This is a genomic window from Microbacterium aurantiacum, from assembly GCF_031625015.1.
Taxonomy (GTDB): Bacteria; Actinomycetota; Actinomycetes; order Actinomycetales; family Microbacteriaceae; genus Microbacterium; species Microbacterium aurantiacum.
The window spans coordinates 1,183,731-1,204,607 of record NZ_JAHWXH010000001.1 but is presented as its reverse complement, the minus strand read 5'-3'; the positions used below and the strand labels follow the sequence as shown (position 1 = coordinate 1,204,607).

Sequence of the window (20,877 nt, the reverse complement as noted above, 5' to 3'; positions counted from 1 at the left end):
GCGTGCGTCTACCCGCGCTCCCGTACCGAACTCCTCCGATCCGCGCCCGCACCGGCCCAAACACCCCGATCCGGGCCTCACCCGCACGGATCAGAGGAGTTAGGCACACCCCGGTGCTATCACCCGGGCCCGCGGCTGTCACCACGGCACGCGACACCCGCCGGAGGAAGGCCCTCAGGTCGGGTCGGAATCGCGGCCTTCAGCCGCCGCGCGCGCCTCGGCCTCGCGTAGCTCGCGGAGCTTCGTCCACGGGACGAAGCAGATCCACGCGATCGAGGCGATGGACATTCCCATGATGATCGACGCGACATCCATACTCCGACGGTAGGTCGACGTCGGCGCCGACGCCTCCCCCCGAAGGCGGAGATCCGGCATCCGCTCCCCCTGCCCCTGGCCGAACTCCTCCGATCCGGCACCGCAAACGCCGAAACTCCCCCGGATCCGCCGCGGCGGGCAGGATCGGAGGAGTTCGGTACGGGACGGCGTGTACGCCGCCGGCCGATCAGGCGCCGCGCAGGCGCTCCGAGAGGTAGCCGATGAGCCCCTCGAGCGGCACGCGCTCCTGGGCCATGGTGTCGCGGTCGCGCACGGTCACCGCGTCGTCGTCGAGCGAATCGAAGTCGACCGTGACGCACAGCGGCGTGCCGATCTCGTCCTGCCGGCGGTAGCGGCGGCCGATCGCGCCGGCGTCGTCGAAGTCGGTCGCCCAGCCCTGCGCGCGAAGGCGGTCCGAGACCTCCCGCGCCAGCGGCGAGAGCTTCTCGTTGCGCGACAGCGGCAGCACCGCGACCTTCACCGGAGCCAGACGCGGATCGAGGCCGAGGACCGTACGGGTGTCGGTGCCGCCCTTGGCGTTCGGCGCCTCTTCTTCGCGGTACGCGTCGACGAGGAACGCCATCATCGCGCGCGTCAGACCGAACGACGGCTCGATCACGTAGGGCGTGTACTTCTCGCCCGACGCCTGGTCGAAGTAGGTCAGGGACTGTCCGGATGCCTCGGTGTGGCTCTTCAGGTCGTAGTCGGTGCGGTTGGCGACGCCCATGAGCTCGCCCCACTCCTTGCCCGGGAAGCCGAAGCGGTATTCGACGTCGATGGTGCCGGCGGAGTAGTGTGCACGGTCTTCCTCGGGCACGTCGAAGCGACGCATGTTCGCCGCGTCGATGCCGAGGTCGATGAACCAGTTCCAGCACTCTTCCACCCAGTGCTCGAACCACTCGCCGGCGTCGGCGGGCGGGGTGAAGAACTCGATCTCCATCTGCTCGAACTCGCGCGTGCGGAAGATGAAGTTGCCGGGGGTGATCTCGTTCCGGAACGCCTTGCCGACCTGGCCGATGCCGAACGGCGGCTTCTTCCGCGACGCGGTGAGCACGTTGGAGAAGTTCACGAAGATGCCCTGCGCGGTCTCGGGGCGCAGGTAGTGCAGGCCGGACTCGTCGTCGACGACACCGAGGTAGGTCTTGACCAGACCCGAGAACGCCTTGGGCTCGGTGTACTGCCCCTTCGTCCCGCAGTTGGGGCACGGGATGTCGGCCAGGCCGTTCTCGGCCTTCCGCCCCTTGCGCGCCTCGAAGTCCTCGATGAGGTTGTCGGCGCGGAAGCGCTTGTGGCACTGGAGGCACTCGACCAGCGGGTCGGTGAAGGTCGCGACGTGGCCGGAGGCCTCCCACACGCGCTTGGGCAGGATGATCGACGAGTCGAGGCCGACCATGTCGCCGCGGCCGCGCACGAAGGTCTGCCACCACTGGCGGCGGATGTTCTCCTTCAGCTCCGTCCCGAGGGGGCCGTAGTCCCACGCCGAGCGGGATCCGCCGTAGATCTCGCCCGCCTGGAAGACGAACCCGCGGTGACGGGCGAGGGCGATGACTTTGTCGAGGCGGGACTGCTCGGCCACGGTGGCTCCAATGGTCGGGTGGGGGCGCGGGATTCCGCAGGACGCCGCGATGCGCGACATCCCCGATTCTAGGTCAGCGGATGCCGCGCCCACACGCTGCCGCGACCGCCACCGCCGGCCGACGGGGGGGTCAGCTGACGAAGCGGATCGTGAGCGGGTACGTGTACCAGTCGCCCTGGTTGGCCCTGACGGCCGCGACGATGCAGAACACGATGTTCAGCACGTAGGCCGCGAGGATGACGAAGAGCCCGATGACGACGATCGACAGGATGCCGCCCACGACGTAGGCGATGAGGAGCGTCAGCTGAAAATTGAGTGCCGTGGCGGTGTGCGCGCGGACGAAGGGGCCTCGGTCCTTGAGGATCAGGTACCCGATCAGCGGGGCGAGGAAGCCGAAGAAGAGCCCGCCCAGGTGAACCAGGGTGGACCAGAGCTTCTCGTCGGCGGGCGACATCGCGGCCGCGGAGGGCGCACCGGCGGGCGGCGGACCGTAGGGAGGGGTGGTCATGCGGTCAGCCTAGGACGCACGACCGACTCGGCACACGGGGGCTGTCCCCCAGTTCTGCGGGGGATCCGGGGCGTGGGCCGGGTCGGGCGCGTACCGAACTCCTCAAGAACGTCTGGTGGGACCGGTTCCGGTAGGCGGAGACGGCGTCCAGCACGCGGATCGGAGGAGTTCGGCGCGGCCTGCGCCCCTGTACCCCGCGCGCGCACCGGTCGGGCCGGACGCACGGGTCATCCCCGATCCTCTGTACCGAACTCCTCAGCAACGGTGGGTGAGACCGGTTCCGGGGGGCGAAAATGGCCCGGGACACGCGGATCGGAGGAGTTGCGTACACGCCGCACCCGGGCCGCGCGTACGCAACTCCTCCGATCCGCGTCGCCTCGTCCGGCGCGCCCCCGCCCGCGCCTGCACCGTCCCGCCCGGATCAGCGGCGCAGGGTCTCGCGGGCCACGGTGACGTCGTCGAGGGCGACGGGGTCGATGTCGATCCCGAGGCCGGGGCCGGTGGGCACACGGACGTGGCCGTCCTCGAGCACGATCGGGTCGCAGACGATGTCGCGGGCGTAGAACCGGTTCGACGCCGACACGTCGCCCGGCAGGGTGAAGCCGGGCAGGGCGGCGAGCGCGGCGTTCGCCGCCCGCCCGATGCCCGTCTCCAGCATCCCGCCGCACCAGACCGGGATACCGGCCGCACGACAGAGGTCGTGGATCGCGACCGCCTCGAGGTATCCCCCGACACGGCCGGCCTTGATGTTGATGACGGATGCCGACCCCAGGGCGAGCGCATCGACGGCGGCCTTGCGCGACACGATCGATTCGTCGAGGCACACCGGGGTCTGCAGGCGCGCAGCGAGCGTGGCGTGGTCGACGAGGTCGTCCTCCTGCAGCGGCTGCTCGATGAGCAGCAGATCGAACCGGTCGAGTTCGGCCAGGACGTCCGCGTCGGCGAGCGTGTAGGCCGAGTTGGCGTCGACCTGCAGGGCGATCGCCCCGAACGCCTCGCGCACCGCAGCGGTGTCGTCGACGTCGCGCCCGGGTTTGATCTTGATCTTGATCCGCGCGTATCCCTCGTCGAGGTAGCCGCCGACGACGTCGACGAGGGCCGTCGGATCGCGCTGGATTCCGACGCTCACCCCGCTCGGCACGCGGTCGCGCGTGATTCCGAGGTGCGCCCCGAGGGAGATGCCGTCCAGGCGCAGCGACGCGTCGAGCACCGCCAGCTCCAGCCCCGCCTTCACCATCCGGTGACCGACGAAGGGCTCCAGGATGCCGGACACCTCGGCCGGCGACATCCGGCGCGCATCGAGGAGCGCGGGGATCATCCACCGGAGCGCCACGTCCCACGCACCCTGCGTGTACTCGCTGGAGTACAGGGGAGCCGCGGAGGTGACGATCTCGCCCCATCCGTCACCGTCCGGGGTGAGTGCCCGCGCGACGATCACCTCGCGGACGGTCTCGGTTCCGAACGACGTGGTGAAGGGGGCGACGAGCGGCAGGTGGAGCACACGCAGCTCGACGCCGTCCAGGGTGATCGGTGCGCTGTCCATGCGCCCAGGCTAGCGACCCGGGTCAGCGCCCGAAGATGTCACCGAGACCGGGGAGCTCGAACCCGCCGAACTGCTCGCCGAATCCCGAGATCTGCTCGCCGAGCCCCGACACCTGCTCGCCGAGCCCTGAGACCTGATCTTCGGCGAAGCCGCCCATGCTGCCGGCGATGCCCTCGACGTCGACCCCGCCCGCGAGGGCGTCGAGGTCGATCCCGAGGCCGGCCGCCTCGGCGAGCAGGGGTCCCGCGACCGTGCTGACCACCGCACCGCCGGCGACGAGTCCGAGCAGGCCCACTCCGGCCGCGGCCCCGGCCCCGACGGCTGCCCCGGTGCCGACGCGGGCGAGGAGGCCGCGCATCCGTCCGGGCTGGGAGGCCTCGGCACGGCCGGCCGCGCGCGCGAGGTCGGGAGCGCTGGCGGATGCCGGCCGCAGCGCCGGCGGGAGCTCGGACCGCATGCGCGCCTCGACCTGCTCCCGCTGGCCCGGGGTGAGCCGGGCGAACGCGTCGCGGTGGATCTGCTCGACCTGGTGCGGGTCGGCCGTCTGCAGCAGGTAGTCGTAGCGGGCGATGGCGCGGCGATCGGCCTCCGACCCGGCGACGGGACGCGCGGCGGTCGCGCCGGCCGGCGGCGGTGCGAGCGTCGGCCGACCCGCGGATGCCGGGGCCGTCGGCGGCGTGTACGCCGGCGACGGAGCCGGATGACCGCTGGGCGCTGAGGTGCCCGACTGCCCTGCGCGGCCGTCGCCGGTCACCGCCTCGGCGACCTTGCCCACGAGGCCGCGCCAATCGGTGGCGCCGGCCGCACCCGGCCGGGTCGCGCCCGCACCGGACGGGGTCGAACCCTGCGCGCTCGATCCGGAGGCGGATCCGAGCGCCTTGGAGGCGATGTCGAACAAACGGGAGAACGTGCTCATGACGAACCTTTCGAAAAGCCCATCAAGGTCTCCTCCACCCGGATGCCGGGCCGGCGGACCGGGACACGATCGCGTGTCCGTACTGACGGTTCCGCCGCATCGGGAGTACTCCCCTTGCGTCGGGAAGAACGTAGCTCTCCGTGCCTATGAATTCGCTCGACGCCGGCCCCGCGCGACCGGCCCCCGGTCAGTGGACCGTCGCGTGCGCCGGACCCCGCGCCCCGCCCCGCCGCGCCGCGACGGCGCGCGCGTGACGGGCGGTGCGGGTCTCGCGCCGCACCCGGCGCCGTTCGGCGCGCACCGCGGCGGGGTCGACGGCGACGAACGTCTCGCGGGTGACGCGAGGACGACGTCGGGCGTGGCGGCGCTCGGCGGAGAAGAACGTCCTGATCGCCTCGAACAGCGACTCCGTGTGCTCGTGCATGATCTGCTCCTTCGGATGATCGCGGCGAGGGCGATCGTGAAGAAGGAGGCGCGCACCCCCGCGGTGATACGACACGCGCACGATCCGCTGCGGCGGCAGACCCTCAGGAACGGACCCCCAGGGACGGACCCCCAGGGACGGAACGTCAGGGCCGGACGAGCAGATACCCGCGGCGATCGAACCCGCCGATCGCGAGACCGTCGGCGAGTCCCGCCAGCAGCTCGTCGCGGACGCGGCGGCGCCAGGCCGCGGCATCCGTCACCGATCTCGCACGGATCGCGGCGATGTCGTCCGGCACCGCGACGGTCGCCACGATCCGTTCCTCGGCAGGAGCGCCGATGCCGGGGGCGGCGAGCGCCCACGACACCATGATGCGGTCGGACTCGTCGCCGCGGTTCACTCCATCGTCCATAGGCCCGTAATGGTCGACGAGGAAGTCGGTGACCCGCGCCCCGAGGACGGCGAGGTTGAAGTGGGCGTTCCGGGCGACGAGCGGGTCGAAGGTCCACGTGATGTGACCGACGTCTCGCGCCAATGCCCAGGCGCGTTGGTGCTCCTTGAGCGCACGGCCGAGCCCGCGCCCCTGATGGTCGGGAAGGATGCCGGTGATGTGGCTGTGCATCGACCGCGCGGCGGGCGCGGCGAAGAAGGCCACGGAGGCTCCGACCATGCGGTCGCCGTCCCAGAGACCCACCGCGTAGTTCCCGGAGTGCGCGAGCGCGCGGAGGAGGTTCGGCGGCATGCCGGAGCGGTCGCCGCCCCAGACGTCCGCGAGCACCGCGGAGGCGGTGAAGACGTCGGCGACCGTGTCGAGGTCGCGGATCCGGATGCCGGTCACCGCCGCACCTCTAGGCCGATCGCCGATCGGGCCGGTTCGGGCGTCCCGTGGGCAGCGTGATCGCACCGGTGGCGGGGGTTTCGACGCCCGCGGTGATGACGTGTTCGGCGAAGAGCCCCGGCCACGCCATCACGCCGTACGGGGTGCGCGCGACGACGAGGCGACTGTGCGGGAGCGTCTCGTCGAGCTTCGTGGCGGTGCGGAGCGGATGCGTGTGGTCACCGGTCCAGGCGAGGATGAGCGTCGGCGTCGTGACGTCGACGAGGCGCTTGCGGGGTGGCAGGTCGGCGAGGGCGGCACCGCGGAGCACGGTGGGGAGGAGCGCCTCGTCGACCGCCGGCCCCGTCTGCGGCGCCTCGGCGAGGGCGGGCGGTACGGGGGTCGTGCTCCCGAGCTCCACGAATGCCGCGATCCCCTCGCGCTCGATGAGGTCGGCGCCGACGAGGTAGGACTGCGCCTGCGCAGGCCGGGTCCCCCATGCCGTCGGGGGCAGCATCAGCGTGAGGCTGTCGAAGCGGGCCGGCTCGCGCAGCACCGCGTGCAGCAGGGTCCCGGTGCCCATGGAAGGCCCGAGCCCGTGCACGCTCTCGCCCGGGACGATGGCGTCGAGCGCGGCCAGCAGGTCGTCGGCGAGCCGATCCCACGCGTAGTCGCCCGGATCCCGCGTGCCGGACGAGCCGCCGTGACCGCGCGCGTCGAGGCGGATGACGCGGTGTCCGCGCAGGGCGCGCCCGAGGTCGAGGCCGAGCTGCGCGTCGCGCGTGCGGCTGGACATGAGCCCGTGCAGCTGGACCACGACCGGACCGTCGGCTCCGGTGATGTCGTATTCCAGGCGGGCGCCGTTCACGAGGACGGTGGGCACGGCACCTCCGAGGGAGGGAGAACGGACGTGGAAGCGAGAACGAAACGTCGAACCCCTACACTACGGCGAATGCGCCTGACCAACGTCACCCGAGTGGTCCTGCCCCGCGGCCGCGTGGGCAGCTACGCCGTGCGCATCGTGCCCGATGAGACCCGCCCCCTCCCGGTCTCGTTCGACCAGGGGCGTCACGTCGGCGCGGGCGATCGCCCGGGGTCGTGGATGTCGATCGCCCTGCGCCTCCCGGACGGGACGACGCGGGATGCCGTGGCCCGCGCGTGGGACGACGTCGTCGCCGCGCACGGGACCCTCCGGACCGTCTTCTCGCGCGACGACGACGCCGGCGCCGTCCGGCTGCACGAGGGCACGGCATCCGCCGGAGAGTGGAGCGAGCACCCCCTCGAGGGCACGGGCGACGGTGCGGGCGAGGGCACGGGCGACGGTGCGGGCGAGGGCACCGTCCGCGACACGATCCGGCAGGTCTTCGATGCCCGGTGCCGCCCGTTCGCGGCACCGTCGCACCGGGTCGCCCTCATCGAACCGGGCGCGGGCTCCGCTTCCGACGGCGGAACGGATGCCGCACCCGGGGGCGATCCGCGCCCGATCGCCGTGATCGCGGCTGACCACGCGCACGTCGACATGTGGTCGCTGCTGGTGCTCGCGCGGGACCTCCTCGCGCTCCTCGGCGAGGACCCGGCATCCGTCGTCGGCGAGCGGGAGTCGTTCGCCGCGCACACCCGCGCCCTGGCGGAACGCGACCCCGCCCCGGCGGAGATCCACGCCGCGTGGCGGGAGATCCTCGACGCCGAGGGCGGGGTGATGCCCCGCTTCCCCCTGCCGCTCGGCGACATCTCATCGCCCCGACCCGAGGTGGTCGAGGTGCGCGACGTGCTCGATGCGACAGAGCTCGCCGCGTTCACCGCGCGCGCAGAGGCGGCGGGGGTGCGCGCGACGGCTCTCGCACTGTCGGCGCTCGCGCGGGCCTGCGCGGAGGTCGCGGGGGCACCGCTGCGCGCGGTCTTCCCCGTCCACAGCCGCTACGAGGAGCGCTGGCACGACGCCGTCGGGTGGTTCATCACGAACTCGGTGATCGCGTGCGCCGATCCCGATCCGCGCGCGTGCGCGGCATCCCTCCGCCTCTCCCTCGCCCTCGGGTCGCACCCGCTCGCACCGATCCTCGCGCCGTGGGGCGGGATGCCGCAGTCGCCCGGGATGTTCGCGCTGTCGTGGCTGGACGTGCGGCGCCTGCCCGTGCGCCTGGCCCGCGACACCGAGGCGCAGTGGGTGTCGGCGTCCATCGAGACCGACGGGGTGATGATCTGGTTCGTCGTCGGCGACGACGGCCTGCATCTGCGCTGCCGCTACCCGGACACCCCGGAGGCGCTGCAGAACGTCGGCCGCTGGCTCGACGCGGTCGAGCGTGCCGTCCGGCACGACGCCGGGGCCGTCACCGCGGGAGAAAGCCCCGCCCCGGGCGAGAGGGTCGCCGCGCGGGGTTAGCCTGATCCGATGGGCGCGCGCGGACATGACGGCAGATCGCGCCTGACCCGGATGCCGCCGCAGGCCGCGATCGTGGCGGTCCTGGCCCTCGCGGGCCTGGCGTCGTCGTTCATGTTCACGCTGGTGGTGCCGATCCAGTCGCAGCTTCCCGAGCTGCTGAACGCCTCGCGAGACGACACCGCGTGGGTCGTCACCTCCACCCTCCTCGCCGCGGCGGTGACCACCCCGATCGCCGGGCGCCTCGGCGACATGTACGGCAAGCGCCGCATCGTCCTGGTGCTCCTCGCCCTCCTCGTCGTCGGCTCGGTGATCGCCGCCCTCTCCCCCGGCATCCTGGGGGTGATCGTCGGGCGCACCCTCCAGGGGGCGGTGACCGGTGTCGTGCCGCTCGGCATCTCGATCCTCCGCGACGTGCTGCACCACAGGCGCGTCGACACCGCCATCGCGCTCATCAGCGCGACCCTCGGCGTCGGCGGAGCGCTGGGCCTGCCGGTGTCGGCGCTCATCACCGAGTACGCCGACTGGCACCTGCTGTTCTGGGTGTCGGCCGCGCTCGGTGCGGTGGTGTTCGCCCTGGTGCTGTGGATCGTGCCGGTGAGCGTCCTGCGCACCGCCGGCCGCTTCGACCTCGTCGGCGCCGCGGGGCTCGCCGTCGGCCTCATCGGCATCCTGCTTGCGATCTCGCGCGGCAACGAGTGGGGATGGACGTCGCCGATCATCCTCGCCCTCGGCCTCGGCGGTGTCGCGGTGCTGCTGGTGTGGGGCTGGTACGAGCTCCGCATCCCCGAGCCGCTGCTGGACCTCCGGGTCGCCGCACGCCCCGCCGTGTTGCTGACGAACATCGCGTCGGTCGCGATGGGGTTCTCGCTCTTCGCCTCGAACGTCATCTATCCGCAGATCCTCGAGCTCCCCGAGGGCGCCGGCGGCTTCGGGCTCTCGCTCATCGCCGCGAGCCTCGTGGTGATGCCCGCCGGCATCATGATGATGATGCTCTCCCCCTTCTCGGGACGCCTCGCGCGCACCGTGGGCCCGCGGCTGCTGCTGATCCTCGGCGCGGTGTCGCTCATCGTCGCGTACGGCTACACCCTGCTGTTCTCCGCGGAGGTGTGGCAGCTCGTTGTGGCGAACATCCTCATCGGCGTGGGCATCGGGTTCGGCTACGCGGCGATGCCGATGCTCATCATGCGCGCCGTTCCGGCGACCGAGACCGGAGCGTCGAACGGCCTGAACGCGCTGTTCCGCTCCCTCGGCACGTCCACGGCCGCCGCGGTGGTCGCCGCCGTCCTCGCCGCGAACACCGTGGACGTCGGCGGGATGCCGACACCGACGCCCGCGGCGTTCACCACCTCGTTCGTCCTCGGCGGCCTCGCCGCGGTCGTCGCGCTCGTGGTGGCGGCGTTCATCCCGCGCCGGCAGAACCCCCTCGAGCGGCATCCGTCACTCCGGGATTCGTAGACCGGATGCCGTGCGGCCACCGCGGGTCTTATGCGGACCTTAGATCCTCGGGGTAGCGTGGCGCGCCGGTGAACATGTGATGAATTCCTTCTCGCGCGTGCTCGACGCGCCGCCCGCTGTCCGACCCGAGGCACCGCTGCCGACCCGCCGCATCCGGTGGACCGGCGAGATACGGGCGATCCTCGCGACGCTGCGGCTCCCGCCGGCGCTCGGTCTCGCGGCGATGCTGCTGCTCGTCGATATCGCGCTGATCGTCGCCCACCTCGTGCGGGCGTACACGGGGAACCCCGAGGCGCCGGCGTTCGACCTCGGTCTCGATCGCGGGTACGCCGAATTCCTGCAGTACGCGAAGTGCGTGTGGGCGATCCTGCTGCTCGGCGTGCTGTTCGCCCGAACCCGTGCCGCGGTGCTCGTCGTGTGGGCGACGGTGTTCGCGTACCTCGCCGTCGACGACGCGTTCCAGGTGCACGAGCGCGTCGGCGGCGCGGTCCGCAGCCGGGTCGCGGGCGAGCCGGAGTCGGCGCAGCACCTGGGCGAGCTGGGGTTCTTCCTGTTTGTCGGAATGCTCGTGGTGGGGGTCGTCCTGACCCTTCACCGTCGCACGCCGCAGTACGCCCGGTCGGTCTCGACGATCCTTCTCGGGCTGTTGGCGGCTCTGGCCTTCTGCGGCGTCGTCTTCGACGCGCTCGGCGCGCTCTTCCTTCAGGGGACGGCGTGGTCGACACCGCTGACGGTGCTCGAGGACGGCGGCGAGACCCTCGTCATGACGGCCGTCATCGTCCTCCTCTTCGCCGTCGCGCTCTGCGAACGACCGACGACACAGGCAGACGCGGAGCGCATCGTCGCCGGACCGTCGGCCTAGGCGGAGGACGACTCCGACGACGGGCGCGACACTCCTCACGGAGTCGATAGCGGACGGAGGCCGGGGCGTCAGTCCTCGCGGCGGACGGCGATCTGCTCGGGCTCGAGCTGCACGGCCCAGCCCTCGATCGTCCCGGCGTTCTCGTACTCCTCGATCTGCAGGATCTGCCGGCCCCGCGCGACGTCGTGCGGCAGCGCCGTGGTGACGAAGGCACTCACGGTGAGCCAGGCGTTCTCCTCGTACGCGATGCCCTCGAGGACGAGAACATTGGCGTCGACGACCTCTCGGGTCGTGGCCGCCGCGCGAGGTGAGCCCGCCGTCACCGCGCGCGCGCCGTTGACCTTGTTCGCCGCGACGACACCGGCGGATGCCTCGTCGAAGACGAGGAGGCCGAACGCGTCGACGCCGGCATCCTGGTCCGTCACGACGGCCGCGCCGACGCGGATCGCGAACAGCGGGTAGTCGTCACCGGGGTCGAGGGTCTCGGCACCGTGCCAGACGACCTCGTGCCCGGCGGCCTCGGCGCGGGTCTGCAGGGCGCGGCCGAGCTCGTAGCCGCCGTGGTCGACTCCGACGTGGATGCGTGCCATGTCGATCTCCTTCCGTGTCCGCTCACACCGGGGGTGCGACGAACAGACCCTTGTCGATGTCGTTGAAGGACTCCCGGGCGATGAGCTCGCTCATCTCCTGCGCGGTGCCCCACTGGTCCTGGTTGGAGACCTCTTTGATGTTGAGGCGGTGCGGCTGCCAGGTCTCCTCATCGACCACCGAGAGCTCGGTCGTGTACTCGATCGTGTTGCCGGCGGGGCTGAGGAAGTACGCGAACGTGTTGTCTCCGGCGTTGTGGCGACCGGGACCCCAGATCATGCGGGCTCCGGAACGGAGGATCTTGCCTGCTCCGCGCATCCACTCCTCGATGCCGCGCATCTCGAACGACAGGTGGTGCAGCGAGTGATGCGGCCCCATCGCGATCGCCACCGAGTGGTGGGTGGGGTTGCAACGCATGAAGTGCATCATGCTCGCCCCGTCCGGGCGGGTGAGCGAGTCCGAGATCGAGAAGTCGAGGTGATCGATGTACCACTGCGCGGACTGCTCGAGGTTGGCGGAGTTGAACACGACGTGCGAGAGCTTCGCGGGGATGGGCTCGCGCTCGCGGATCTTCCGCGCCTCGCGCGTGGCGTAGCCGGTGGAGAACTCCAGCACGCGTCCGTCGCCGTCGAAGACGCGGAAGCCGTACCCGCCGCTGAAGCCGGTGAGGTCCTGCGGCTCGTGGACGAACTGCACCCCCTCGGCGCGCAGCTTGTCGGCGAGGGCGTGGAGGTCGTCGCGACCGTTCACGGCGAATCCGACAAGGTCCACGCGCTTGTCGTCCGCGCGGAGGCGCAGGATGAACGGCTCGCTGGAGCCCTCGGCGGCGAGGTGGCTGAGCCCCTCTTCGGTGTGGACCTCGGTGAGACCCCAGTAGTTGACGAAGAAGTCCCGCTCCTCCGTGAAGTTCGGCACCGCCAGCGCGGCGTAACGGAGGTGGGACACCAGACGGTGCGTCATCATCGACCTTTCCTGCACAGCTTTCCGGCGCGGATCGCGCCTGTTTCCACGGTAGATCCGCGGAGCCGGCCCCGGCATGCGCGTCGTGGATACCGCGCATCACGGACCGGCATCCGCGAGTCGTCGACACCTCAGCCGAGGCGTTCCACGAGGGCTCGGGCACCGCGCACGGCGAGCGCCACCGACATGAGGGTCGGGTTCATCGTGTTCGCGGTCGGGATCAGCGCGTTGCCGCCGACCACGAGGTTGTCGAAGCCCCAGACCCGCGACTCCGGGTCGGCCACGGAGGTGCCGTCGTCGGTGTCGCCCATGCGCATCGTGCCCATGTAGTGCAGGCTCGAGCCGTTGGGGAGCAGTCGGGGCTCGGCGATGAAGGTGCCGAGCGCACCTCCGGCGCGCCGGAGGTGCTCGGTCGCGCGGGCGATCTCGGCGTTCTCGCGCTCGGTGAGGGCGTATTCGATCGTGAAGTTCGGGAAGCCCCGGTAGTCGAGCTCGTCGTCGTGGAAGCGCACGCCGTCCTCGACGCGCGGGAACTTCCGAATGCCGTAGCCCATGTTGACGTACCCCCACGGATTGCTCGCGTGCGGGTGGGTGCCCTCCAGCGGAAACGGCGGGTTCTCGGCGTACATGACCTGCAGCGAGAACGGGTGGTCCGGCTCGGAGAACGGGATGCGGTTGACCGCCGCCACCGGGTCGGCGGGGTTCTGCGCGCGGCGGGCGAGCTCGGCCTCGCGTTCGGCATCCGTCACCCGGGCCGCCATCTTCTCGGCGTCGAGCGACACCGTCGAGATGACCACGTGGTGTTCCGTGAGGTAGCGACCGAGGGCCTCGGGACGGATGCCGGAGGCCCACAGCAGCTGGGGCGAGCGGAACGCGTCCGCCGCGACGACGACCGCGTCAGCGGGGACGAAGGAGGTCTCCTTCGTCCGGAGGTCCTCGATCGTGACCCCGGTCGCACGGGCGCCGTCGGTCTCGACGCGACGGACGAGCGTGAGGTCGCGCAGCTCGAAGCGATCCGCGTAGGGCGAGTCTTCGGCGATGAGGGGGCCGAGGACGACGTCTGCGCCCGCCCACCGCATCGAGCCGTCGGGCTGGGGGTCGCCGGCGACCGGGAGGGTGGAGACTCCACGGCCCTCGTCCAGCTCGGCGCCGAATTCTCCGTCGAGGAGATCGCGCAGCGCCGCCCCGATCGGGGAGTCCGAGAACGCGTCGTGCTGGGCATGGAGAAGCCCTTCGGCGACGTCGATGAGGTCGTCCCACTCGGCATCCGGGATGAAGGCGACCTTCTCGCTGCCGTGCGGGCGCGGGATCGCGCAGGTCCAGTGCGCGCCCTGTCCGCCCACGTTGGTCGCGGCGGCCGCGGCGGGGAACGTCGGGGCGTGCGCGGAGCCCTCTCCGCCGAAGTCGAGGAGGTGCGTGCCGCCGCGCGCGGTGAACATCCCCTCCACGGCGACGCCGGCGGGGATGCCGAGGCTCTCACGGTACGACCCCGCTTGCGGACCCTGCGACATCTCGCGGGCGCGCGCCTTGTCGTCGGGGTCGGCGATGTTGCGGACGCTCTCGCCGGGGATGTCGGTCAGCTGCGGGCCGGCCTCGAACATCACCACGCGCGCGGTGGGGTGGTTCTCCAGGATCAGGCGGGCATAGGCCGAGCCGATCGGTCCGCTGCCGACGACGGCGACGGTGGGTGCGGTGCTCATGGGTACTCCTCTTCGAGTGGATGTCGGATGCCTGTGCGGGCAGGTGTCAGGGGGTGCGCTCGGCGAGCGCGGGGGCGGGTTCTTCGAGGGTGTCGGCCAGGCGGCCGGGAGGCATCAGGAGGGCGGCGACGACCCCGACGAGGTAGGCGATGCCGAGACCGACGAAGACCGGGGCGAGGACCGCCGAGTAGAGCGCCGCCACCTCGGCCTGGACGGCCGCGGACGCGGTCTGCATCGCCTGCGGGGTCAGCAGCGCCGGGTCGATCCCCGTGGGAAGGCCCGCGAGGACACCTGCGCCGATCACCCCGCCGACGACCGCGGTCGCGGTGGTCGATCCGATCTGTCGGACGAGGGAGACCGTCGCGGTGACGCTCCCGGTGTCTTCCCGCGCGGCGGCCGACTGCGCGACGGCGACGATGATGTTCATGAACGCACCCGTGCCGACGCCGACCACCGCCATAGCCGCCATCGGAACCCACAGTGGCAGACCCGGCGGAAGCGCGGCCATGACGAAGAGCCCCGTCGCGGCGAGCGCCGTCCCGATGACGGGGAAGAGGCGGTAGCGCCCGCTGCGGCTGGCGAGCCAGCCGGTGACGAGGGTGCTCACGAGCATGCCGAACACCGTCGCGATCGGCACGAGACCCGACACCGTGGCCGAGGTGCGGTAGGCCATCTGGATGTAGGTGGGCACGTAGGACACCACCGAGAAGAGACCCACGCCGATGACGGTGGAGAGGATGATGCTCATCAGCACCGTTCGGTTCGCGAAGTGGCGCAGCGGCACGATCGGCGCGCTCGCGCGGAGCTCGACCATCACGAAGGCGAGGGAGCCGACGGCGGCCACGACCGCGGCGGCGATGATGACGGGAAGGTCCGCTCCCCCGCTCGTGGCCCACCCGGCGGCGAGGACGAGCGCGGTGATGCTGACTCCGAGGAGCACCGCCCCGAGGACGTCGAATCGCCGCGCGGGCTGCCGATCGATGTGCGGGACGGCGATGACGGCGAGGACGAGTGCGACGAGGCCCACGGGGATGTTGATCCAGAACACCCAGCGCCATCCCCACGCGTCGGTGACGAAGCCCCCGACGAGCGGGCCCACCAGGATCGCGATCGGGAAAGCGACACCGATGAGCGAGAGGACCCGCGGGCGCTCGCGCGGGGTGGTCACGACACCGACGATCGTCTGCGGCATGAGGTGAAGACCGGCCGACCCGATGCCCTGGCCGACGCGTCCGACGGCGAGCTGCGCGACATCCTGCGCGAAACCGCAGTACAGCGACGCGACCAGGAAGATCACGAGGCTCGTGAGGAAGATCAGTCGCGCACCGAACAGGTCGGCGAGCTTGCCGAGGACGGGGAGGAGGACGGTGCTGGCCAGGGTGTACGACACCACGATCCAGCTCATCTGGTCGATCGCCCCGAGATCGCCGGACATGGTGGCCAGCGACGTGGCGACCACCGTGTGGTCCAGGGCGCCCAGGAACGAGACGGTGAGCAGGGAGACGATGAGGAGGCGGAGCCTCCAGCGGGAGAGCGGCATACCGGATTCACCCGAGAGATCGGGCCGTCGACGCGACGGTGTGTGCCTGCGATCGGCTTCGTCGACCGCAGAACGGGCCCGGAAAGACCCCGACGTCGCTGTCATCCTATCCCGACTTACGCCGAAAAGCAACGGAAGTCAGCCGATGCGGGACCGAGCGCGACTCCGTGTCCGCGCGCGCGTCACCGGCGGAACCGGACGCGGCGCGCCGACGACGCCGGAGAGTTCACCGATGCCCTCCACGACCATCCGCACGACGTCGCCTTCCGCCAGCGGCGGGGGCGTCAGTGCGCCCGCACGCCCCCACAGTTCGCCGAGGCATCCGCCGTTGCCGACGGTCCCAGACCCGAGGACATCGCCGGCGACGACGCGGGAGTTGCGCGCGGCATAGGCGACGAGCTCCGCGAAGGGCCACCCCATGTTCGACACGAGGTCCTCGCCGATCAACGCCTCGTTGACGTAGACCTCCGCCCGCACGGCGAGGAAGCCGTCGGTGTCGAGGTACGGGGCGAGCTCGTCGGCGGTGACGATCCACGGCCCGAGGGTCGTGGCGAAGTCCTTGCCCTTGGCGGGTCCGAGCCGCACCTTCATCTCGCGCGACTGCACGTCGCGCGCCGACCAGTCGTTCATGATCGTGTACCCGAAGATGCGCGATGCGGCGGCCTCGGCATCCAGATCCGCGCCGTCTGGACCCCCCAGGACCACGGCGACCTCGAGCTCGAAGTCCAGGCGCTGCGTGTCGGGCGGTGCGATGCGGTCTCCCGGTCCGTGCACCGTGTGCGGATTGGTGAAGTAGAACGTGGGCGCCTCGTACCACTCCGGCACCACCTCGCTCTTGCCGTCGACCGACGCGCTCACCCCCTCGACGTGCTCCTCGAACGCGACGAAATCGCGGATGGATGCCGGGACCAGCGGGGCGAGCAGGCGGACGTCGGCGAACGCACGCCCGGCGTGAGGGTCGAGGTTCGCGGCGAGGACGAGGGCGTCGTCGAGCCCTGCGGCGAGGACGTCGGCGACCGTGCGTCCGTCCGGGAACGGCACGACCCGGTCGCCCAGGACGACGCCCTCCTCGATCGGACCGTCGGCCGCCGCCAGCCACCGCGCGATCTTCACGCGGGAACCTCGACACGCGCGACGAGGGCGTCGGCGTTCCGGGAGAGGACGCGGGCGACGACCTCGGCGGGAAGCCGCGCGGACCGCACAAATCCCACGGGATCCTCGAGCCCCATGTCGAACGGGAAGTCGCTGCCGAGCACGACCTGAGACGCGCCGACCGTCTCCACGAGACGTCGGAGCCCCACCGTGTCGTGGACGACGGTGTCGAAGAAGATCTTCCGCAGATACGTCGACGGCGCATGCGCGCACCCGTGCGCCTCGGGGCGCACGCGCCACGCGTGGTCGCTGCGACCGATGGCGGTCGGGAGGTAGCCGCCGCCGTGCGCGGCGACAAGGCGCAGGCCCGGATGCCGGTCGAGCACGCCCGCGAAGATGAGGTGCGACAGTGCCACGGCGTTCTCGGCGGGCTGGCCGACGGTGTTGGAGAGGTAGAACCGGTCGAGGCGCTCGTCCAGGCTGCACCCGAAGGGGTGCAGGAACACGATCGCGCCGAGCTCGGACGCCCGGGCCCAGAAGGGCTCGAGACGCGGATCGGACAGCTCCACGTCCCCGGCGAACGAGGAGATCTCCACGCCGACGAGTCCGTGGCCGAGGACGGCGTCCTCGAGGCATTCGACGATGCGCTCGGGATGCTGCAGCGGCACGAGCCCGAGACCGGTCAGGCGCTCGGGGGCGAGCCCGATGTGCGTCGCGATCAGGCGGTTCGACTCGCGCGCGGCCCACACCGCGAGTTCCTCGTCGGCCCACGGATAGAAGTGGTTCGGCGAGGCACTGACCCACTGGCGGTCCACACCCTGGCGGTCCATCTCGGCCAGGCGCACGGAGACGTCGGTGAGCTTCGGGATGCGCGAACCGACCATGGGTCCGGACACCTGGAGGCTCTCGGCGCCGTTGCGGACGAGCTCGAGCGCGGCGGCCGCGCGCACGCCCTCGGGCGCGCGGCGTTCGATCTCGGCGTGCAGCGAGGGCAGGAGGATGTGCGCGTGGACGTCCGTGACGCCGGGGCGTGGGTCGGTCATGCCGGTTCCGCCATCTTCTGCGCGATCCCGAAGATGAGCCCGCCGGCGTCCGCGTCGCGATCACCGTCGATCTGCCACTGCGCGAGCTGGCTCGACGCCTCGACCACCGCCGTGGCGCGCGGCAGGCGGCGCGCGTGGAACTCGTCCCACAGACCCTGGTCGAGGGCGTCGCGGGCGACGAGCAGCTCGGTGAGGACGAATGCGTCCTCGAGGCCCTGCGCCGCGCCCTGCGCGATCGTGGGAGGGCACGAGTGCGCGGCGTCGCCGATGATGACGACGCGCCCGCGGTTCCAGGGGGCCTCCACGACATGCTTCGTGAACCACGTGTAGTTCGTGTGCGCGCCCTTCTCGAGGTCGGCGCGGATCGCGTTCCACGGTCCGCCGTACGCGCGGGACTCCTCGAGCATGATCTTCGAGGCCTCCTCGTCGGAGAGCCCGACGCGATCCTGCGCCTTCTCGACGAGGAACGCGTACATCGTGTCCTCGCTCGTGGGCGTGTACCCGGCGATGTAGACGGGCCCGCCGTAGTACAGCTCGCTGCTCTCGACCTCGGCGGGACGCGAGACGAACGTGCGCCAGATCCCCATACCGTTCGTCTCGGGCTTGGTCTCGATCCCGATGAGGTCGCGGACGACCGAGTTCACCCCGTCAGCGCCGATCAGCAGGTCGAACACGCCCGCGGACTCGTCGCCGATGAAGACCTCGACGCCGTCCTCGCGCTGCTCGAGCCCGGTGACCTTCGCGTCGAACCGCACCCGTGCACCCGCCTTCTCGGCGTGCGCGAAGAGGATCCGCGCGAGCTCGGGGCGCGGCATCCCCATCGTGGAGGGGTAGTCCGGGCCACCGGACTTCACGTCCGGCATGCGCGCGACGACCGTCGCGTCCGGCCCCGGCGCCCGCAGGTTCAGTCCGACGAACGGGTAGCCCGCCGCCTGCATGTCCTCCCAGACGCCCAGCGCGTCGAAGACGCGGAGCGCGTTGCCCTGGAGCGTGATGCCCGAGCCGAGCGCCGTGAGCTCGGGGCGGCTCTCGAAGACCTCGACCTGCACGCCCGCCTTCGCGAGCTGGATCGCGGCGGCGAGGCCGGCGACGCCTCCGCCGGCGATGGCGACGTTGTGGACTGCGGTCATCTCAGTTCCTCCGTTGGTCTGGATGGGGTCGCGGATCTAGAGGATCGCGACGGGGTTGAGGGGGGATCCGACCGCACCGGTGATCGGCAGCGGTGCGGCGGAGAGCAGGAAGGCGTATCGACCGGATGCCGCGCACGCGGCGCCGAGGGCGTCCAGGTCCCACATCTCGCCGATCGTCAGTCCGAGGTTCGGGATCACGACCTGGTGCAACGGCTGGAACGCGGGCACGTCGAACTCGTTCGGGCGGACCTCGAAGCCCCACGTGTCGGTGGCGATCGCGGCGATCTCGGTGCGGTGCAGCCAGCCGGCGGTCGTGAGCGAGAGTCCCGGCGCGGCGCCGCCCGCGTAGTCGCCCCATCCCTCGCGACGCGACCGGGCGAGCTGCCCGGTGCGGACGAGCACGATGTCGCCCGCGCCGAGCGTGACGCCCTGCGCTGCGGCCGTGGCCTCGAGGTCGGCGACGGTGATCGCGTACCCGTCGGCGAGCTCGCCGGTCGAGGGCTCGAGGTGGCGGCCGACGTCCAGCAGCACGCCGCGGGAGACGATGACGGATGCCGCGTGCTCGATGCCCGTGACGAGGTCGCCCTCGCTGGTCACGACATCGCCCGCACGACGGCCGTTCCAGGCGTTGCCGTGGTCGAAGATGTGCCCGAGCCCGTCCCACTGGGTCGAGCACTGCAGCGGCATGGAGATCACGTCGTCGGCACCGCCGATCCCGTGCGGGAAGCCCTGGTTGCCGCGCTCGGCATCCGTGCCGGTGTCGGTCATCGTGTGGACGGGGTTCGTCCGCCGGCGCCAGCCCTTCTGCGGGCCGTTCGTGTCGAACGACTGCGCGAGCGAGACGACGCGCCCCTCGCGGACGAGCGCGGCCGCCGCGACGCGGTGCGCGGGGGTGATGAGGTTCAAGGTGCCGAGGACGTCGTCCTGGCCCCACCGACCCCAGTTGCGGTACGCCTCGGCGCGGCGGGCGATCTCGCCCTCCGGGTCCTGACGGTCGAGGTCGGCGGGGTTCTCGGACGGCGCGCTCATGATGCGCCCACGCAGCGGACCGTCTGGGTGCCGAGATGCGCGATCGTGCCGGTCATGACGTCGCCGTCGCGGAGGAAGCGCTTCCAGTGCTGACCGTTGCCCGCCGGGCTGCCGGTGAGGAGGATGTCGCCGGGCAGGAGCGGCATCGTCTGCGAGGCGCCGGAGATGAGTGCGGGGACGTCGAAGAGGAGGTCGCTGGTGGAGGCGTCCTGCATGACGTCACCGTTGAGTTCGAGCGTGACCGAGAGGTCGGCGGGGTCCACGAAGGCGGCCGGCACGAGGAAGGGGCCGGTGGGGAGGAACCCGGGCGCGTTCTTGGCGCGGTACCAGTCGGTGCCGATCTCCTTCATGTCCTTCCGGAACACCAGGTCGCGCGTGGTGATGTCGTTGACGATCGTGTAGCCGGCGACGTGCGCGAGGGCGTCGTCCGGCGAGACGCGGAAGGCGGGGCGCCCGATCACGACGGCGAGCTCGAGCTCCCAGTCGTGGACGTCGCTGTAGGCGGGGAGCACGAGCTCCTCGTCGTCGCCGACGACGCACGCGGGGAGGCCGATGAAGAAGTACGGCTCGCCGTTCGCGGCGCGGTCGTCCATGAGCTTCGCCGCGAACGCACGTGCCTCGTCGGGGGTCCGATCGGTGTTCTGGGTGAGGCCCGCCGCGACCAGCTCGATGACGTGCTGGCGATAGTTGGCACCGGTCTGCAGCACCTGTCGGGGCTCGACGGGCGCGGTGAGGGTGACTTCGGCGAGCGCGCGCCAGTCGGCGGCGCCCTCGTCCTCGGCCAAGGCCCGGACGCCTGTCCAATCGCCGGCGGCGAGGAAGCCGTTCAGCCCGTCCGCCCCGAGCACCTCGGACGGGACGGGACGGATGCGGTCGCCGGCGACGACACCGACCCGGACGGCATCCGCATCACGGTAGCGCGCGAGGGCGAAGGGGGCGTCCGGTCCGGTCGACGTCGTCGTCATGTCTCTCTCCTGTCGGCGCATTCGGCCTGGTCGG

General features: G+C 71.5%; 20 protein-coding genes. 3 read left to right on the top strand and 17 right to left on the bottom strand.

Annotated elements, in window-relative coordinates; all coding sequences use genetic code 11:
• Nucleotides 1-174 precede the first annotated feature (174 nt).
• The 8 genes from KZC50_RS05680 to KZC50_RS05645 form a co-directional block, all read right to left on the bottom strand.
• Complete coding sequence (locus KZC50_RS05680) at nt 175-315, bottom strand: hypothetical protein (protein ID WP_301134625.1); 141 nt, start codon at nt 313-315, stop codon at nt 175-177.
• A 187-nt stretch (nt 316-502) separates the two neighbouring features.
• Nucleotides 503-1,891, bottom strand: a complete 1,389-nt coding sequence (locus tag KZC50_RS05675) for a glycine--tRNA ligase (RefSeq protein WP_236967712.1) — start codon at nt 1,889-1,891, stop codon at nt 503-505.
• A gap of 130 nt (nt 1,892-2,021) precedes the next feature.
• Complete coding sequence (locus KZC50_RS05670) at nt 2,022-2,399, bottom strand: DUF4870 domain-containing protein (RefSeq protein WP_310890939.1); 378 nt, start codon at nt 2,397-2,399, stop codon at nt 2,022-2,024.
• Between the two features lie 421 nt (nt 2,400-2,820).
• The gene (gene menC / locus KZC50_RS05665; RefSeq protein ID WP_310890938.1) at nt 2,821-3,942 is read right to left on the bottom strand and encodes an o-succinylbenzoate synthase; all 1,122 of its coding nucleotides are present in this window, start codon (nt 3,940-3,942) and stop codon (nt 2,821-2,823) included.
• Between the two features lie 22 nt (nt 3,943-3,964).
• Nucleotides 3,965-4,858 (bottom strand): cation-transporting ATPase, encoded by an 894-nt coding sequence (locus KZC50_RS05660; RefSeq protein ID WP_310890937.1) that lies wholly within the window; start codon nt 4,856-4,858, stop codon nt 3,965-3,967.
• 187 nt (nt 4,859-5,045) lie between these two features.
• Entirely contained in the window at nt 5,046-5,282 is a 237-nt protein-coding gene (locus tag KZC50_RS05655; RefSeq protein ID WP_156305127.1) for a hypothetical protein, read from the bottom strand.
• Between the two features lie 145 nt (nt 5,283-5,427).
• The gene (locus KZC50_RS05650; RefSeq protein ID WP_310890936.1) at nt 5,428-6,120 is read right to left on the bottom strand and encodes a GNAT family N-acetyltransferase; all 693 of its coding nucleotides are present in this window, start codon (nt 6,118-6,120) and stop codon (nt 5,428-5,430) included.
• A gap of 10 nt (nt 6,121-6,130) precedes the next feature.
• A complete protein-coding gene (locus KZC50_RS05645) occupies nt 6,131-6,982 on the bottom strand; it encodes an alpha/beta fold hydrolase (protein ID WP_064319180.1) in 852 nt (283 codons plus the stop codon).
• 69 nt (nt 6,983-7,051) lie between these two features.
• Here KZC50_RS05645 and KZC50_RS05640 point away from each other — a divergent pair, with 69 nt between their 5' ends.
• The 3 genes from KZC50_RS05640 to KZC50_RS05630 all read left to right on the top strand — a co-directional run bounded on the left by KZC50_RS05640 (nt 7,052) and on the right by KZC50_RS05630 (nt 10,796).
• Nucleotides 7,052-8,479 (top strand): condensation domain-containing protein, encoded by a 1,428-nt coding sequence (locus tag KZC50_RS05640; RefSeq protein WP_310890935.1) that lies wholly within the window; start codon nt 7,052-7,054, stop codon nt 8,477-8,479.
• 51 nt (nt 8,480-8,530) lie between these two features.
• Nucleotides 8,531-9,934 carry an MFS transporter gene (locus KZC50_RS05635; protein ID WP_310891538.1) on the top strand — a complete coding sequence of 468 codons (1,404 nt, stop codon included), beginning with the start codon at nt 8,531-8,533 and terminating at the stop codon, nt 9,932-9,934.
• A 79-nt stretch (nt 9,935-10,013) separates the two neighbouring features.
• Entirely contained in the window at nt 10,014-10,796 is a 783-nt protein-coding gene (locus KZC50_RS05630) for a DUF8692 domain-containing protein (RefSeq protein WP_310890934.1), read from the top strand.
• 68 nt (nt 10,797-10,864) lie between these two features.
• Here KZC50_RS05630 and KZC50_RS05625 read toward each other — a convergent pair whose 3' ends face one another.
• The 9 genes from KZC50_RS05625 to KZC50_RS05585 form a co-directional block, all read right to left on the bottom strand.
• Nucleotides 10,865-11,386, bottom strand: coding sequence for an RpiB/LacA/LacB family sugar-phosphate isomerase (locus KZC50_RS05625; RefSeq protein ID WP_310890933.1), 522 nt, complete (start codon nt 11,384-11,386; stop codon nt 10,865-10,867).
• A gap of 22 nt (nt 11,387-11,408) precedes the next feature.
• Nucleotides 11,409-12,347, bottom strand: a complete 939-nt coding sequence (locus tag KZC50_RS05620; RefSeq protein WP_310890932.1) for a VOC family protein — start codon at nt 12,345-12,347, stop codon at nt 11,409-11,411.
• Between the two features lie 128 nt (nt 12,348-12,475).
• Nucleotides 12,476-14,044, bottom strand: a complete 1,569-nt coding sequence (locus KZC50_RS05615) for a GMC oxidoreductase (RefSeq protein WP_310890931.1) — start codon at nt 14,042-14,044, stop codon at nt 12,476-12,478.
• Nucleotides 14,045-14,090: 46 nt separating this feature from the next.
• Nucleotides 14,091-15,584, bottom strand: a complete 1,494-nt coding sequence (locus KZC50_RS05610) for an MFS transporter (RefSeq protein WP_310890930.1) — start codon at nt 15,582-15,584, stop codon at nt 14,091-14,093.
• Between the two features lie 138 nt (nt 15,585-15,722).
• A complete protein-coding gene (locus KZC50_RS05605; protein WP_310890929.1) occupies nt 15,723-16,697 on the bottom strand; it encodes a fumarylacetoacetate hydrolase family protein in 975 nt (324 codons plus the stop codon).
• Nucleotides 16,694-17,719 carry an amidohydrolase family protein gene (locus KZC50_RS05600; protein ID WP_310890928.1) on the bottom strand — a complete coding sequence of 342 codons (1,026 nt, stop codon included), beginning with the start codon at nt 17,717-17,719 and terminating at the stop codon, nt 16,694-16,696. The genes KZC50_RS05605 and KZC50_RS05600 overlap by 4 nt, the downstream gene beginning before the upstream one ends.
• A complete protein-coding gene (locus tag KZC50_RS05595) occupies nt 17,716-18,849 on the bottom strand; it encodes an FAD-dependent monooxygenase (protein ID WP_310890927.1) in 1,134 nt (377 codons plus the stop codon). The genes KZC50_RS05600 and KZC50_RS05595 overlap by 4 nt, the downstream gene beginning before the upstream one ends.
• Nucleotides 18,850-18,885: 36 nt before the next feature.
• Entirely contained in the window at nt 18,886-19,878 is a 993-nt protein-coding gene (locus KZC50_RS05590; protein ID WP_310890926.1) for a cyclase family protein, read from the bottom strand.
• Entirely contained in the window at nt 19,875-20,843 is a 969-nt protein-coding gene (locus tag KZC50_RS05585; protein ID WP_310890925.1) for a fumarylacetoacetate hydrolase family protein, read from the bottom strand. Before KZC50_RS05585 ends, KZC50_RS05590 begins: the two co-directional genes overlap by 4 nt.
• Nucleotides 20,844-20,877 lie beyond the last annotated feature (34 nt).